Here is a 13,747-nt window from a genome sequence, read left to right as displayed (position 1 = left end):
GGCAGTGATGAGGAAAGGGGGTGGAAGGAAAAATCCGAGAACCAAGGGCACGCGGCGCAGGTCAGGACGCCATCGCGGCCAGTGCCGCGAGCGGCTCGTACCGCGGCGATGGCGTGCCGTTCGTGGTGCCATTGGGTCGCGACGCGCCGGGTCCGAGCTTGCGGGCGTCGGCCTCGGCCCAGGTCAGCCGCACGCTGTCGCCGACTTCGTAGCTGCGCGTGACGAAGGCCTTTTCGGACAGCAGCACCGAGACGCCGCTGCGCTCCGGCCGCTCGCCGGTGAGCCTGAGGCCGAGCAGCACGTAGGTGCCCTGGTACTCCACGTCGGTCACGTGGGCGGGAATGCCGACTTCGCCGAGCGCCCCCGTGGCCGGGGCGATCTGTATGTGGTCGTTGCGCACCGCGACCAGCCCGTCATGCAGGGCGAACACGTTGTGTCCGCCCATGAAGCGCGCGACGAACTCGCTGGAAGGGTGGTTGTAGACCTCGTGCGGCGAGCCGACCTGCTCGATCAGCCCGTGGTTCATGACCACCATCGTGTCGGCCAACGCCATCGCTTCTTCCTGCGAGTGCGTCACGTGGATGAAGGTCAGGCCCAGTTCCTTCTGCCAGCGGCGAAGCTCGGCGCGCATCTGGATGCGGAGGAAGGGGTCGAGCGCGGAGAGCGGCTCGTCGAGCAGCAGCACGCGCGGCTCGGTGATGAGGGCGCGCGCCAGCGCCACGCGCTGCTGCTGGCCGCCGGAGAGCTCGCCGGGCTTGCGCTCCGCCAGGTGCCCCATCGCCACGCGGTCGAGCAGATTCTTTGCCCGGCGGTGGCGTTCGCTCTTCGAGATGCCCTTCATCTTGAGGCTGAAGGCGACGTTGTCGAGCGCCGAGAGATGCGGAAACAGCGCGAAGCTCTGGAACATCATCGCCGTGCCGCGGGCGGCGGCCGGCAGGTTGGTGATGTTGCGGTTGTCGAGCAGGATGTCCCCGCCCGACACCGACTCGTGCCCCGCGACCATGCGCAAGGTCGTGCTCTTGCCGCAGCCCGAGGGGCCGAGCAGGCAGCAGTAGCTTCCGCTGGCGATGCGCAGGTCGATCTGGTCGACGGCGGGAGGCGCGCCGGCGGCGTAGCACTTGCTCAGTGCAACGATTTCAACGGCTGCGGGCGGAAGGGCGGTGACAGCATCCATTGATGCTGCTTGTGCAAGACATGTGCCAGCGATCCCGGGGCTGGCCGGGCGGTCGATGCGCCGAATTGGTGCGGCCGTGGAGCGGCTTCAGGGCGGAGCGAAGCGCGCAGTCGCCACATTCCGGAGCAGGGCGTCACGCTGCGGCTTGGTGATCCCGCGCACCCCTTCGGCGACCGTCTTGGCCCGCGCGGCATCAATGTTGCCGTCGCGCTGCCACTTCTCGACCGCGACGTTGGGGTTGTGCAGCATCGCCGCGAGCCAGACGGCCTGGGCCGGTTCGAGATTTCGGGCGCCGCGCTTGAAGTAGCGGCGCGCGGCGGCTTCGGCACCGCACAGGTCGGGGCCCCAGGGTGCGTTGTCCAGGTAGAGCTGGAGGATGCGGGCCTTGCCCAGCGTCTGTTCCATCTCGACTGCGTAGAGCAGTTCGCGCAGCTTGCGGTCGGCGCTGCGTTCGCCGCCGGTCACGAGCAGCTTGGCGAGCTGCTGCGTGAGGGTGCTTGCGCCGCGCTCCACCTGGCCCGCCTTCTGGTTGCTTTCGAGCGAGGGTACGAGTTCGGCGAGGTCGTAGCCGGGATGGGAGAAGAAGCGCTGGTCTTCCGCCGCGATGACGGATCGGGCGAGCCAGCTCTCGTTCGTGAGCCGGCTTGGTGCGCCGCAGCTGCTGCGTGCATTGACCATCGCCTCGGTGCCCAGGCCTTCGACCGTGAATTGCGAGATGCGGGGCTGCAGCGTGAAGGTGCGGGCGGGCAGCGCAACCTGGGCGTGCAGCCCGAAGGTGCCGCCGATGCGCCCTCGCTGCAGTTCGGGAAGGCCGGGCGCCAGCACGGCATACCAGCGCGTGATGGGCGCGTCCGCCGCGTTGATGTTGAGTTGCAGGGCTTTCTGCGTGAGGCGGCCGCTCCACTGCGCGCGCAGCACCCCGTCGCTCGCGCCGTCCGTGGCAGCCGGCATGGGCCCGGGCGGGAAGGCTTCGAGGGTGCCGCCGAGCGCACCGCCATCGCGGCGTACCGTGGCCCGCAGGCGTTCGAGCCGGATGGGCGCCTCGCCGAGTGCGGGCACCTTGGCGCTGCAGGGCGCGCATTGCAGTTCGAGGGTGGCGGTGGGCTCGTTCCACCCGAAGAGCACCGGGCCGAAGTCGGTCTGCACGGTACGGCCTGCCACCCACGGCGCGAACCAGGAGGAGGTGGCCAGCCGGATGGCGGTCGGCACGCCGATGTCGATGGATGCGGGGCCGATCTTGACGCGGGCAGGCCATTCGTCAGGGCCGGGCGCCAGGGCCAGCCGCACGATCAGATACGCGGCGACGCCCGCCGTGAGCACCAGGGCCAGGGTCGCGAAAAGCAGGTAAAGCAGCGCTTTTTTTAACAAGTCTCTCTCACTCGATCCGTCTCGCCAGGGTCACAGCTTGCCATGGTCCGCTCGACCGACCGCTGGCTGCCGCCCAGTACCAGGCTGAAGTGTCGGTGAAAGCGTCCCCTCGGGCATCGACGATGCGCTCGCAGACCCGCATTTTTTGCGCACCTTGGCGCTCGGCGACGAAACAGCGCCACAGGCGGGCATGCACGTCGCGCTCCAGGCGCGCCTGGGCTATGCCGTAGCCGAGTGCGCGGTAGCAATCGGCGGCGGGGTGCAGCATGCGGGTGGGTGCGTGGACCTGGCGAAGCACCAGCATCTGCTCGCCATCGGTCATGCGCGCGATCGCGCCGGGAAACTGCTGTGCGAAGCGCTGCTCCACTTCGCTGAGTGCCAGGGGACGCAGTGGCACGCCGTCCCACTCGCTGGGCCATTCCTCGAAGACAGCCGATGCGGCGGGCGCGGGCGGCCGGTGCAGCGCGGAGGCCGCGGACCAGATCACGCACAGCAGCATGACCAACGCGAAAACCGCCTTGTGCGCAATGCGGTTGACAAAGCGATTGGCGAGCCAGCGATCAAAGAGCGGTATCGACACGGCGGCCTCCTGCAGACGTGATCAGGCCCGGGATGGCGGCGGTCCCTGCGCCTGGCCGGGAACCTGGGTCGCGTGCCATGACCCGCGCGATGCCGCCGCACACCAGCGCGAGCAGCACGAGGCCGAATGCGTCGTGCAACCACGGTGCGGGCGCGTGCCCTGCGGCTTCGAGCGCGACCAGTACGCTGTTGCGCACGATGTTGCCGCCCAGCACCAGCAGGCCGACCACCGGCAGCCGCGAAAGAAAGCCGCGATCGTTGCGTCCGGCCCAGAGCGCCACGACGCAGGCCGTGAAGTAGCCGAGCCACGCCATCTGCACGCCGGAGCAGGGTGCATCGACGATGACCATTTGCCTATCGACCAGCAGGCTGCTGCCTTCGCGCGACACGCTGAAGCCGGGCGCGAGCAGCCATCGGCTGGCTTCCGCCGTGATCACGCGCAGCGGATAGCCCGCGTAGAACTGGAGCGAGGACAGCAGCGGCAGCGCGAGCACGGCGAGGCCCATCACAGGGAACGCGGCCGCGCGCCGGGGCAGGAAGGCGAGCAGGCAGCAGGCGAAGGCCAGCACCGCCAGCAGGCTTGCGGCGAGCGGCGGCGCCGAAGGCAGCGGGCCGAATCCCGTACGCAGCACCGTGGCGGCCAGCGTGCCGACGCTCGCCAGCGCAAGCCAGCCCAGACGCGGTGCAGGCCGCAGCTCGCGGCGCAGCGTCCAGGTGAGCGTGGCCAGCGCGGCGAGAGCGAGCAGCCCGAGCGGATCATCGGAGCCGTCGCGCATTCGTTGCGCCATCCAGATCCATGCAGGCGTCAGCGCGGCGGCTTGCAGGCCGAGCCATCCGGCAGCCGGCGCGCGGTCGAGATGGATGCCCCAGTCGATGACCCGGGGATGCGTTCGTGCCAGGAGAGCAAGTGACATGGCGATGCGTCCTCAGGACGTGAGGCGGCGTGGATCGTTGCGGCGCGCGCGACGGCGCAGCATCGCCAGCATCGAAAGCACCACCGCGATCGCGCCCAGCGTCTCGGGCTCCGGCGTGCTCGGCACCTCGGCACCCAGGCTGTGGGCTACAGCCAGCTCGCTGACGCCCTTGGGCAGTGGCGCCGGCTGATCGACGCCGACGCTGTTCTGCGGCGCCGCGTTGCGAACCACCTGGTCCACGGCGATGAAGCTCGTGTACTGCGTGAGCAGGCTGTAGCGCAGGCCGAGATCGGTGATGCGTTGCTGGAGCGAGTCGCCGCCTTCCAGCGCTTCCTGGTCGCTCAGGCTCGCGATGCGATGGCGCGCCCACAGGCTGCGCAGCGCGGCGGCATCCTGGAGCATGTGCGGATCCACCTTGAGTTCCTGCCGGTACGGACCCTCGGCGCCGCGGCCCTCGATCACGACACGGCCCTTGGCTTCGCCGCGCCACTTGCCGAACACGATCACCGGCCGCTCGCCGAGCACGTCGGGCAGTGCCGCGGGCTCCACGTCGTACACATCGAGGCCTTCGAAGCGCGCCTTCACGCTCGTGAGCACGGGCGATTCGATCATCCTGCGGAAGCGCGCAGCCTGCTCGGGCGCCTGCACGGGGTCGGTGATGATGAAGGGCTCGCCCATGCCGGCGCGGGCCAGGCCTTCCATCAGGTGCCGGTTGACCGAGGAGCCGATGCCGAAGGCGAACACGTTGGCCTTGGAGAGGTTCTTGCGCACCAGCTCAAAGGCTTCGCGCTCCACCGTGACGTAGCCGTCGCTCACCACCACGATTGTGCGCGAGACCTCGTCGGCCTTGGGCTCGGCATAGGCGCGTTTCAGTGCCGGAATCAGCTCCGTGCTGCCGCTGCCGTTGTAGTTGCGGATCGTGGCGAGTGCCTGAGCGATGTTGGCGCGCGTAGCCGGCACCGAGTGCGGCGAGAGCATGCGGTTGCTGCCCGAGAACAGCAGCACGTTGAAGGTGTCGCTGGGTCGCAGGCCGCCAATGAGCCGCTCCAGCACGACCTTGGCCGTGTCGAGCGGAAAGCCGTGCATCGAGCCCGAGATGTCCACCACGAAGATGTAGTCGCGCGGCGAGATGGCGCTCGCGGCCACCGACTTCGGCGGCTCGACCATCGCGAGGAAGAAGTTCTCGGCGTTGTCGCCGTGGCCCATGTAGAGCATCAGGCCCGACTCGATGCGCTCGCCGGCGAGCCGGTAGTCGAGCACGAAATCGCGGTTGTCCGAAGGCTCGCTGCTGCGGGCGAGCGCGATGTCGGCATGCTCGTTGCCGTCGCGCTGGCGTACGTCGATGGCGTGCGTGAGCGAGCGGACTTCCCGGATGCCGAGCGGCGCGTCCAGCGCGACCTTGAGCTTGAAGCTGGTGCCGGGTGCGACGTCGGCCCGAAGCACCGGCTGCGCGACCCAGGCCGCTTGCGCGTTCTCGGACCGCGGGCTGTTGTAGCGCGGCCCCACCACCGTCGGGAAGACGAACTGGTAGTTGCCGCCCTGCGGCACGAGCAGCTCGGTGTAGCGCAGCTGCACTTTCAAGTCGTCGCCCGGCAGGATGTTGGCGACGTTCATCTGGAACACGTTGGGCAGGTGCTGTTCGAGCAGCGCGGCGGTCTTGCCTTCCTTCTTCGCGTTGTCGTATTCGATGCGCGCCTGCTCCTTCTGGCGGATCTGCGCGGTGATGAGGCGGTCGGCCAGCCGCACGTTGAGGCCGCCGACCGCCGCCCGGGTCGAGCCGGGGAACACGTACCGGGCCTCGATGGCGCGCTTCCCTTCGTTGCGGTAGGTCTGCGTGACGGTGACGTCGGCGATGACGCCCGAGATCTTCACGTCCACTTCCGTGCCCTTGAGCGGCAGGCGGTCCGTTTCCGGGTCGTCGCTTTTCACGAAGAAGTAGGGGCTCTCGGTCTTCAGTCTCGGGCCCGGCGCTTCCTGCGCATGCGCCGGCCGCGCGATCAGCGTGACGAAGCCGGTGGCCGCGAGGCCCAGCGTGGCGAGCCAGAGCCAGCGGCCCGGGCGGGGTATGGAGCTTTCCATGACTTGGGTCCTCTTCCCTCGAAGGGTGTCGTGCAACGGTGCACGGGAGCCAATGTCACGGGCTGCCGAGAAGGCAGTTGGAAGCCTGTTCGAAGTGGGCGGCGTTGTGTGAAGTCTGTGTGAAGTCAGGCTGTCGAAGACTTCACACTGGCTTCGGTTCGCTCCTGGAGTATTAGGGCTTCATCCCTTATGCAATTCCGGAGGGGAACTCGAAGCGGCGGTGACGCTCCTACCTGGGTCGACGGCGCTATTCAATTGATAGCAAAGTATGCCCATCCACCATGGGATTTCCCTCGTTTTCTCCCGCGTCGACCCCTCATTTGCCATGACCAAGAAATCATCCTCCAGCGGGCCCGCGCGCCCGGACCGGTCGATCCGGCTGCGACGCATCGCCGTTTGGGGCGGCGCCGCCGCCGCGACGGGCGCGCTCGTCCTGCTGATTGCCGGCGGCATCGCTGCGGTCACGATCTACCCCAAGCTGCCCAGCGTCTCCGATCTCGCCGACTACCGGCCCAAGCTGCCGCTGCGGGTCTATTCGGCCGAAGGCGAGCTGATCGGCGAGTTCGGCGAGGAGCGCCGCAATCTCACGCCGTTCGCGGAGATTCCGCAGGTGATGAAGGACGCCGTGCTCGCCGTCGAGGATGCGCGCTTCTATGACCATGGCGGCGTCGACTACAAGGGCTTCGTGCGCGCTGCGCTGGCGAGCTTCAAGGGCGGAAGGCAGCAGGGCGCATCCACCATCACGATGCAGGTCGCGCGCAACGTCTACCTAAGCTCGGAACGCACGCTGAGCCGCAAGGCCTACGAGATCCTGCTGGCCCTGCGGCTGGAACAGCAGCTCACGAAGGACCAGATCCTCGAGATCTACCTGAACCAGATCTACCTGGGCAATCGCGCCTACGGGTTCGCGGCCGCGGCCGAGGCCTACTTCGGCAAGCCGCTGCAGCACCTCACGATTGCCGAGGCGGCCATGCTCGCCGGGCTGCCGAAGGCGCCGGGCACCAACAACCCCGTGAGCAACCCGCGCCGGGCACGCGCGCGCCAGCTCTACGTGATCGACCGCATGGAGGAAACCGGCTTCATCACCGCCGCGCAGGCGGCCGATGCCCGGAAGGAAGAACTGCATCTGCGCGATGCCGCCGACCCGAACCGCCTGCATGCCGAGTACGTGGCCGAGACGGTGCGCCAGATGATGCATGCACAGTACGGCGACAGCATCTACACGAGCGGCCTCAAGGTTCATACCTCGCTGGTCGCGGCCGACCAGGCGGCGGCCTACAAGTCGCTGCGCAAGGGCATCATGGACTACGAGCGCCGGCAGGTCTATCGCGGGCCCGAGCAGGTGGTGGACCTGCCGAGCGACCCGAAGGAACTCGACGAGGCGGTGGACGACGCGCTGGCCAACCACCCCGACAACGGCGACGTGATCTCGGCCGTGGTCCTCCAGGCGAGCAGCAAGGAAGTGACCGCGGTGCGCGCGAACGGCGAGACGCTGCAGATCGCGGGCGAAGGCCTGAAGCCCGCGCAGTCCGGCTTGTCCGAGAAGGCGGCGCCGGCCATCAGGATCCGTCGCGGTGCGGTGATCCGCGTCGCCAGGACGCCGAAGGACACCTGGGAGATCACGCAGCTGCCCGAGGTCGAAGGCGCCTTCATCGGCATGGACCCGCGCACCGGCGCCATCAAGGCACTGGTGGGCGGCTTCGACTACGGCAAGAACAAGTTCAACCACGTCTCGCAGGCGTGGCGGCAACCGGGTTCGAGCTTCAAGCCCTTCATCTATTCGGCGGCGCTGGAGAAAGGCTTCTCGCCGGCCACGGTCGTCAACGACGCGCCGCTGTCCTTCGAGGCGGGTGCGGGCGGGCAGCCGTGGGAGCCGAAGAACTACGACAACACCTACGAGGGACCGATCTCGCTGCGGCGCGCGCTGCAGCAGTCGAAGAACACGGTGACCATCCGTGTGCTGCAGTCCATCGGCCCCTCTTATGCGCAGGACTGGATCACCCAGTTCGGCTTCGACCGCGACAAGCATCCGGCGAACCTGCCGATGGCGCTGGGCGCCGGCTCGGTCACGCCGATGCAGATGGCGGCCGCGTATTCGGTGTTCGCCAACGGTGGCTATCGCGTCAATCCCTACCTGGTCACGCGTGTCACCGACATGAAGGGCAAGGTCCTGCTGGAGACCGAGCCGCCGGTGCTCGACGAATCGAGGCGCGCCATTCCGCAGCGCAACGCCTACATCATGAGCTCGCTGCTGCAGAGCGTGGTGAAGAGCGGAACGGCCGCGAAGGCACGCCAGGCGCTCAAGCGCGACGACCTCTACGGCAAGACCGGCACGACCAACGATTCGATCGACACCTGGTTCGCCGGCTTCCAGCCGACCATGGTCGGCGTCGCCTGGGTGGGCTACGACACGCCGCGCCAACTCGGCGTGCGCGGCGAGACAGGCGGCAGCCTGAGCCTGCCGATCTGGACCGGCTACATGCAGACCGCGCTGAAGGGCGTTCCCGTGAGCGAGCCCGCGGTGCCGGGTGGCGTGCTCAATGTCGAAGGCGAGTGGTACTTCGACGACTTCGGGCCGGGGCGCGGTGTCGCGACCTTGGGCATCGACACGCCTGCACCGTTGCCGGTGGAGGCGCTGGCGGGCGCGTCCGTGGGTGCGCCGGCGGAGCCGGAGGAACGCAGCCGGATTCTTGATTTCTTCAGGTAGCAGCCTTCGTGGGAGCGGGGCGCTGTGGCGTCCCGCCACTCCGCGGGAACAAGCCCGTAAGCTTGTCGGGCCCGGCACGAGAAGGCAGGTTGCTGCAATACTCGAAAAATCCATTCTCGATCTCTTACCATCTCGATGAGATCCGACAAGAAAGAGTGCCAATGCGACCATCCGTTGTTCTCAATGCCAAGCGATGTGCAGTACGCGAAGCGACGGATCGCTTTCGCACAGCGAACCCGCGAATCTTCGGTTCGGTGCTGCATGGCACCGACCAGGACGGCAGCGACCTGGACCTGCTCGTCGATGCGCTGCCGGGCGCGACGTTATTTGATCTGGGCGGCCTGCAGGACGAACTGGAAGCGCTGCTGGGCATCCACGTCGATCTGCTGACTCCGGCTGAGTTGTCGCCGAGATTCCGGGCCAGGGTGCTCGCCGAAGCTCAACCTGTATGAACGAGAACCGGCTCGCCGACTATCTCGATCACATGCTGCAAGCGGCGACTGACGCGTGCGGCTTTGCAGAAGGGCTGGCGAAGCATGATTTCCTGGAGGACAAGCGCACGCAGCAGGCGGTCATCATGAGCCTCATCTTCGTTGGCGAGGCCGCCACGAAAGTGATGGACGGGTACGCCAAGTTCACCCAGGCTCACCCGGAAGTGCAGTGGCTAAGCATGCGCGGTATGCAACCGCATTGCTCACGGCTACTTCGACATCAACCTCGATGTGGTGTGGGAGACTCTTCAGACGGCGCTTCCGGAATTGCTCCGGCAGTTGCGCGCCGCTCGCCGTGATGTCGATGAGGGAAGCGATGGAACGGAGCCTTGACGCGGCTCACATCCCCCTGGTCATTGCGGATCGCTGCCATCCTTGGTGCGTCTTCGAATTTTTCTCCGTCGTCTGAGACACCCTCCGAACGCAGCCATGGAATCTCTCACCCTGATGGCGCTGATCGTCATCGGCGCCTACATGCTCAAGTCCCACGACCAGAAGCGCCGCATTGCGCTGCTGGGCAGCCATCTGGGCAACTACCAGATCGAGAAGCTGATGGAGAACCTCACCGAGGGCTACCTGCGCTGCCTCGGCGAAGACGACCCCGCACGCCGCGAGCAGGTCTGGGCACTGCTCGACACCACCGAGGCAAAGCTATCGGCGCAGTTCGACAACTTCGCCACCGAGTTCTCCCACGTCGCCGAACGGGAAACGCGCGTGAGCAAGTTCCCGGTGGCCATCCCCTTCGCGCACCGGCTGTTTCCGGGCGCCACCTTCGACCTGCGCAAGGCCTTCGCGATCCACGCGCGCGGCATCACGGAAGTCATGAAGAACAGCGCGGGCCGCTCCGCGAAGGCCAAGGCCTTCACCATGTCGGCCGAGCTCTTCCTCATGCAACACACCTGCCACTGGTTCTGCAAGTCGAGGACGATCGCTTCGGCGCGGCTGCTGGCGCGGCACAAGACCTCGTACCAGCAGGTGCTCGACGCGGTGAGCCCGCAGACGCGCAATGCCTACCGCGCGTTGATCGGTCAGTGATGTGAGAGCAGCGGCAGCGTGAGGGTGGCGAGCGCGCCGCCGCGTGGCGCGTTCGCCAGTTCGACGCGGCCGCGATGCAGCGTCGCGATCTCCTTCACGAAGGCGAGGCCGAGGCCCGTGCTCTTCTTCTGGTTGTGCGGGCGCGCAAGCGAATAGAACTTCTCGAACACCTTGTCCTTGGCGTAGTCCGGGATGCCCTTGCCGCGGTCGCGCACGCTGATCCGGGCCTGGCGCGAACTCGTCTCCAGCGCGAGCAGCACCTCGGCGCCGGAGGGTGAGAAATCGATCGCGTTGTCGAGCAGGTTGCTCACCGCGCGGCGCAGCAGGAAGGGGTCGCCCTCGACGCGCGCTTCGTTGTGGATGACCACGTTGATGCGGATGTCGCGAGCGGCCGCAGCGGCCTGCGCGCCGGCTCCGACGTCCTGCAGCAGCGGCGCCAGCGCGACGTTCTCGATGCGTTCCAGCGCACGCCGCGTCTCGAGCGCGGTGAGCTCCATCATGCGGTCGACGATCTCCTGGATGCGCTGCGTCTCGTGCGCGATGTTGCCGAGGAAGCGCTCGCGCTCCGCCTGCGGCATCGACGGCTCCTGGATCAGCTCGGCCGCGCCGCGGATCGCCGACAGCGGGCTCTTGATCTCGTGCGTGAAGGTCTGCACGTAGTCGGCGACGTAGTTGCGGCCGGTGAGCGCGTCGCGCATCTCGTGCACGCCGCTGCGCAGCGTGTCCACCGCGCGGCGCACCATGCGCGACAGGCTCAGGTCGCGCTGGCTGCGCAGCCAGCCGAAGTAGTCGGAGATCAGCCCGAAGGGCCGCACCAGCCAGATGGACACGATGATCGCCAGCACCAGCAGCGCGAAGGCAGAACCCACACCGACCCACAGCGTGCGCGCACGCGCATCCTGCACGAACTGGCCGAAGCTCTGCACCGGCTTGCCCACGCTGACCATGCCGACGATCTCGTTGTCCCAGCGAATCGGCGCGCCGACGTACATCACCGAGGTCAGCGGATCGCCCGAGATGTCGCGCGAGGTGCGCGCGCCATACACGCCGGCGAGCGAGCGGCTCACGTCGCTGCGTTGCGAGTAATCGGCGCCGGTGCTGCGGCCCATCGAGTCGAAGAGCACGCGGCCGTTGCGGTCGGTGACGTACACGCGCAGCTCGACGTGGCTCTTGTGCAGGTTGTAGATCTGCGCCGAGAACTGGCGCGCGTAGACGGAGCGGAACAGCGGCTCCAGCCGCGCGGTGTTGATCGCGCCGGCGATCGCGTCCTGCTCGATCAGGCTGGCGAGCAGCTGGGATGTCTCGACCAGCGATTCCTCGGCCGATTCTCGGTAGCGCGGGTCGATGTCGGCGACGACGCGATAAAGCAGGAAGGCGATGCCCGCCGTGTAGATCAGCAGGATGCCGATGAAGATGCGGGTTCTACGGGTCACACGCTCGGCGGCAGCTCTTCGTTGAGCGCGTAGCCGGTGCCGCGCAGCGTGCGGATCGGCTCGACCTCGGGCGCGACGGCCTTGAGCTTGGCGCGCAGCGTCTTGATGTGGGCGTCCACGGTGCGGTCGAAGCTGTCGCTCGCCTCGTCCCAGACGAGGCTCAGCAGTTCGTCGCGCGTGAACACCCGGCCGGGGCGCTGGACCATGAGGCGCAGCAGCCCGTATTCGTAGCGCGAGAGTTCGAGCAGGCGGCCGTAGTAGCGGATCTGCATGCGATCGACGTCGAGCGCGAAGGGCATCGGCGAAGGCGTGCTGGCGGCGGCGGGCGTGGCCGCAGCAGCCGTCATCGGGCCTTGTCCGGTGCGTCCGCTGCGCCGCAGGATGGTCCGCACGCGGGCCACGAGTTCGCGCGGGGAGAAAGGCTTGGCGATGTAGTCGTCGGCGCCGAGTTCGAGGCCGACCACGCGATCGATCTCGTCGCTGCGCGCCGTGAGGAAAAGCATCGGCACCTCGCCGCCGGACGGCAGCTTCTGCAGTCGCTTGAACAGCTCGAAGCCGTTCATGTCGGGCAGGCCCACGTCGAGAATGGCGAGCGCCGGCGGCTCGGCGGTGAACTGCGCGATCGCCTCCTCGGCGGTGGGGCACCACACGGGCACGAAACCGTCGGTGCGCAGCACGTATTGCAGGGTGTCGGCGATGCCGGATTCGTCTTCGGCGATGAGGATCCGCGGGTGGGCGAGCATGGTCCGGATGGTAGCGGGCCGGAACCTTTGCGCCGAGAAGGAAACGAACGGGGTCGAACACTCAGGAGGTACGTGTGAGCCCATCCGAAACCCGATCCATCGTGACGCTGAGCCTGCTGGCCGCCTTCGTCGACGGTGAGAAGCATGAGCGCGAGCGCGCCGAGATCAAGCGCATCGCCGAAGGTCTCTCGCAGGCCGACGGCGTCCAACTGCCCATGCTGTACCAGGACGTGCTGATGAAGCGTGTGACGCTGGCCGACGTGGCGGCGCAGTTGCAGGGCGAAGATTCGCGGCAGCTCGCCTACGAAATGGCCGTGTGCGTGTGCGACGCCGATGGCACGCAGTCCGAGGCCGAGCGCAAGTTCCTGGCGCAGGTGCGCAATGCCCTGCAGCTCGACACGCCGGCCGCGCAGAAGTTCGAGCAGGAAGCCGAAGCCATCGCCGCCGTGCCGCTGGCGCCGGCGGCCGTGCCCGCTCCCTTACCCGCTCCTGTCTCGGCAGGCAGCCCGCGGGCCGCTTCGACGGTGCCTGACGCGGAACTCGACCAGGCGATCCTCAACGCGGCGATCCTCAACGGCGCGCTCGAACTGCTGCCCGAGACGCTGTCGACCATGGCGATCATTCCGCTGCAGATGAAGCTGGTCTACCGCATCGGCCAAGCCTACGGCTACCAGCTCGACAGCGGGCACGTGAAGGACTTCCTGGCGACGGTCGGCGTGGGCCTGACCTCGCAGTACCTGGAGCAGGCCGGCCGCAAGCTGCTCGGCGGGCTGCTGGGCAAGGTCGGCGGCGGCTTGCTGCGCGGCGTCGGCAAGCAGGCAGTGAGTTCGGGCATGAGCTTCGCGACCACCTATGCGCTGGGCCACGTCGCCAAGCGCTACTACGCCGGCGGCCGCACGCTGTCGACGCAGATGCTGAAGGACACGTTCGCCAATGTGACGCAGGAGGCGCAGGGGCTGCAGTCGCGCTACCTGCCCGCAATGCAGGACAAGGCGCGTACGCTGGATGCGGGAAAGATCCTGTCGATGGTGCGCGGCGCCTAGCCTGGGCGCCGACTCCGAGACATTGCCCGACATGTTGGCCAAACAAGGCACATCGTGGGCGATCTGCGTCGGCTGGTCGTTGTGGTCGCGCGGCGACCGGCGAGACCTGCTGCCGCTGGGCAGCTACGAGGGCATTGCGATCGTCGCTGCTCAGCCATGGAACGCCTGACGCGGGCGTCCT

13 protein-coding genes and 1 pseudogene are annotated in these 13,747 nt (G+C 67.7%); 7 read left to right on the top strand and 7 right to left on the bottom strand.

The genetic code is table 11. From position 1 onward, the window contains the following. Positions 1-61: 61 nt before the first annotated feature. From QTH97_RS21205 to QTH97_RS21185, 5 genes are all read right to left on the bottom strand, one after another. Positions 62-1,174 (bottom strand): ABC transporter ATP-binding protein, encoded by a 1,113-nt coding sequence (locus QTH97_RS21205; RefSeq protein ID WP_286570436.1) that lies wholly within the window; start codon positions 1,172-1,174, stop codon positions 62-64. Positions 1,175-1,261: 87 nt separating this feature from the next. Next, positions 1,262-2,542, bottom strand: coding sequence for a biosynthetic peptidoglycan transglycosylase (locus QTH97_RS21200; protein ID WP_286570435.1), 1,281 nt, complete (start codon positions 2,540-2,542; stop codon positions 1,262-1,264). Positions 2,543-2,549: 7 nt separating this feature from the next. Next, the gene (gene xrtQb / locus QTH97_RS21195) at positions 2,550-3,122 is read right to left on the bottom strand and encodes an exosortase Q subunit 2 (RefSeq protein ID WP_286570434.1); all 573 of its coding nucleotides are present in this window, start codon (positions 3,120-3,122) and stop codon (positions 2,550-2,552) included. Beyond that, complete coding sequence (gene xrtQa / locus QTH97_RS21190; RefSeq protein WP_286570433.1) at positions 3,103-4,035, bottom strand: exosortase Q; 933 nt, start codon at positions 4,033-4,035, stop codon at positions 3,103-3,105. The genes xrtQb and xrtQa overlap by 20 nt, the downstream gene beginning before the upstream one ends. 12 nt (positions 4,036-4,047) lie before the next feature. Then, on the bottom strand, positions 4,048-6,114 hold the full coding sequence (locus QTH97_RS21185; RefSeq protein ID WP_286570432.1) for a VIT and vWA domain-containing protein: 2,067 nt from the start codon (positions 6,112-6,114) through the stop codon (positions 4,048-4,050). Positions 6,115-6,439: 325 nt separating this feature from the next. Between QTH97_RS21185 and QTH97_RS21180 the strand changes: the two genes are divergently transcribed. From QTH97_RS21180 to QTH97_RS21165, 5 genes and pseudogenes are all read left to right on the top strand, one after another. Then, entirely contained in the window at positions 6,440-8,821 is a 2,382-nt protein-coding gene (locus QTH97_RS21180) for a penicillin-binding protein 1A (protein WP_286570431.1), read from the top strand. A 161-nt stretch (positions 8,822-8,982) separates the two neighbouring features. Then, the gene (locus QTH97_RS21175; RefSeq protein WP_286570538.1) at positions 8,983-9,273 is read left to right on the top strand and encodes a nucleotidyltransferase family protein; all 291 of its coding nucleotides are present in this window, start codon (positions 8,983-8,985) and stop codon (positions 9,271-9,273) included. After that, positions 9,270-9,443, top strand: a pseudogene (locus tag QTH97_RS37155) (HepT-like ribonuclease domain-containing protein); the annotation flags it as partial. The gene QTH97_RS21175 and the pseudogene QTH97_RS37155, both read left to right, overlap by 4 nt. A 100-nt stretch (positions 9,444-9,543) precedes the next feature. After that, positions 9,544-9,645 carry a ribonuclease HepT family protein gene (locus QTH97_RS37150; RefSeq protein WP_444813455.1) on the top strand — a complete coding sequence of 34 codons (102 nt, stop codon included), beginning with the start codon at positions 9,544-9,546 and terminating at the stop codon, positions 9,643-9,645. A gap of 96 nt (positions 9,646-9,741) precedes the next feature. Further along, positions 9,742-10,347, top strand: a complete 606-nt coding sequence (locus tag QTH97_RS21165) for a hypothetical protein (protein ID WP_286570429.1) — start codon at positions 9,742-9,744, stop codon at positions 10,345-10,347. Here the strand turns inward: QTH97_RS21165 and creC are convergent. After that, the gene (gene creC / locus QTH97_RS21160) at positions 10,341-11,780 is read right to left on the bottom strand and encodes a two-component system sensor histidine kinase CreC (RefSeq protein WP_286570428.1); all 1,440 of its coding nucleotides are present in this window, start codon (positions 11,778-11,780) and stop codon (positions 10,341-10,343) included. The two genes, QTH97_RS21165 and creC, sit on opposite strands and share 7 nt — an antisense overlap. Then, positions 11,777-12,523: a two-component system response regulator CreB gene (gene creB / locus QTH97_RS21155; RefSeq protein ID WP_286570427.1), complete on the bottom strand. Its 747-nt coding sequence runs from the start codon at positions 12,521-12,523 to the stop codon at positions 11,777-11,779. The genes creC and creB overlap by 4 nt, the downstream gene beginning before the upstream one ends. Positions 12,524-12,597: 74 nt before the next feature. Between creB and QTH97_RS21150 the strand changes: the two genes are divergently transcribed. Continuing rightward, positions 12,598-13,566 carry a YcjF family protein gene (locus QTH97_RS21150; protein ID WP_286570426.1) on the top strand — a complete coding sequence of 323 codons (969 nt, stop codon included), beginning with the start codon at positions 12,598-12,600 and terminating at the stop codon, positions 13,564-13,566. A 31-nt stretch (positions 13,567-13,597) separates the two neighbouring features. After that, the gene (locus QTH97_RS21145) at positions 13,598-13,735 is read left to right on the top strand and encodes a hypothetical protein (protein WP_286570425.1); all 138 of its coding nucleotides are present in this window, start codon (positions 13,598-13,600) and stop codon (positions 13,733-13,735) included. Positions 13,736-13,747 lie beyond the last annotated feature (12 nt).

Origin of the sequence: Variovorax gracilis, assembly GCF_030317115.1 — a bacterium.
GTDB classification, from domain to species: Bacteria; Pseudomonadota; Gammaproteobacteria; order Burkholderiales; family Burkholderiaceae_C; genus Variovorax; species Variovorax gracilis.
Note: the sequence above shows the minus strand (reverse complement) of the source record. Positions and strands in the feature narration are given on the sequence as shown.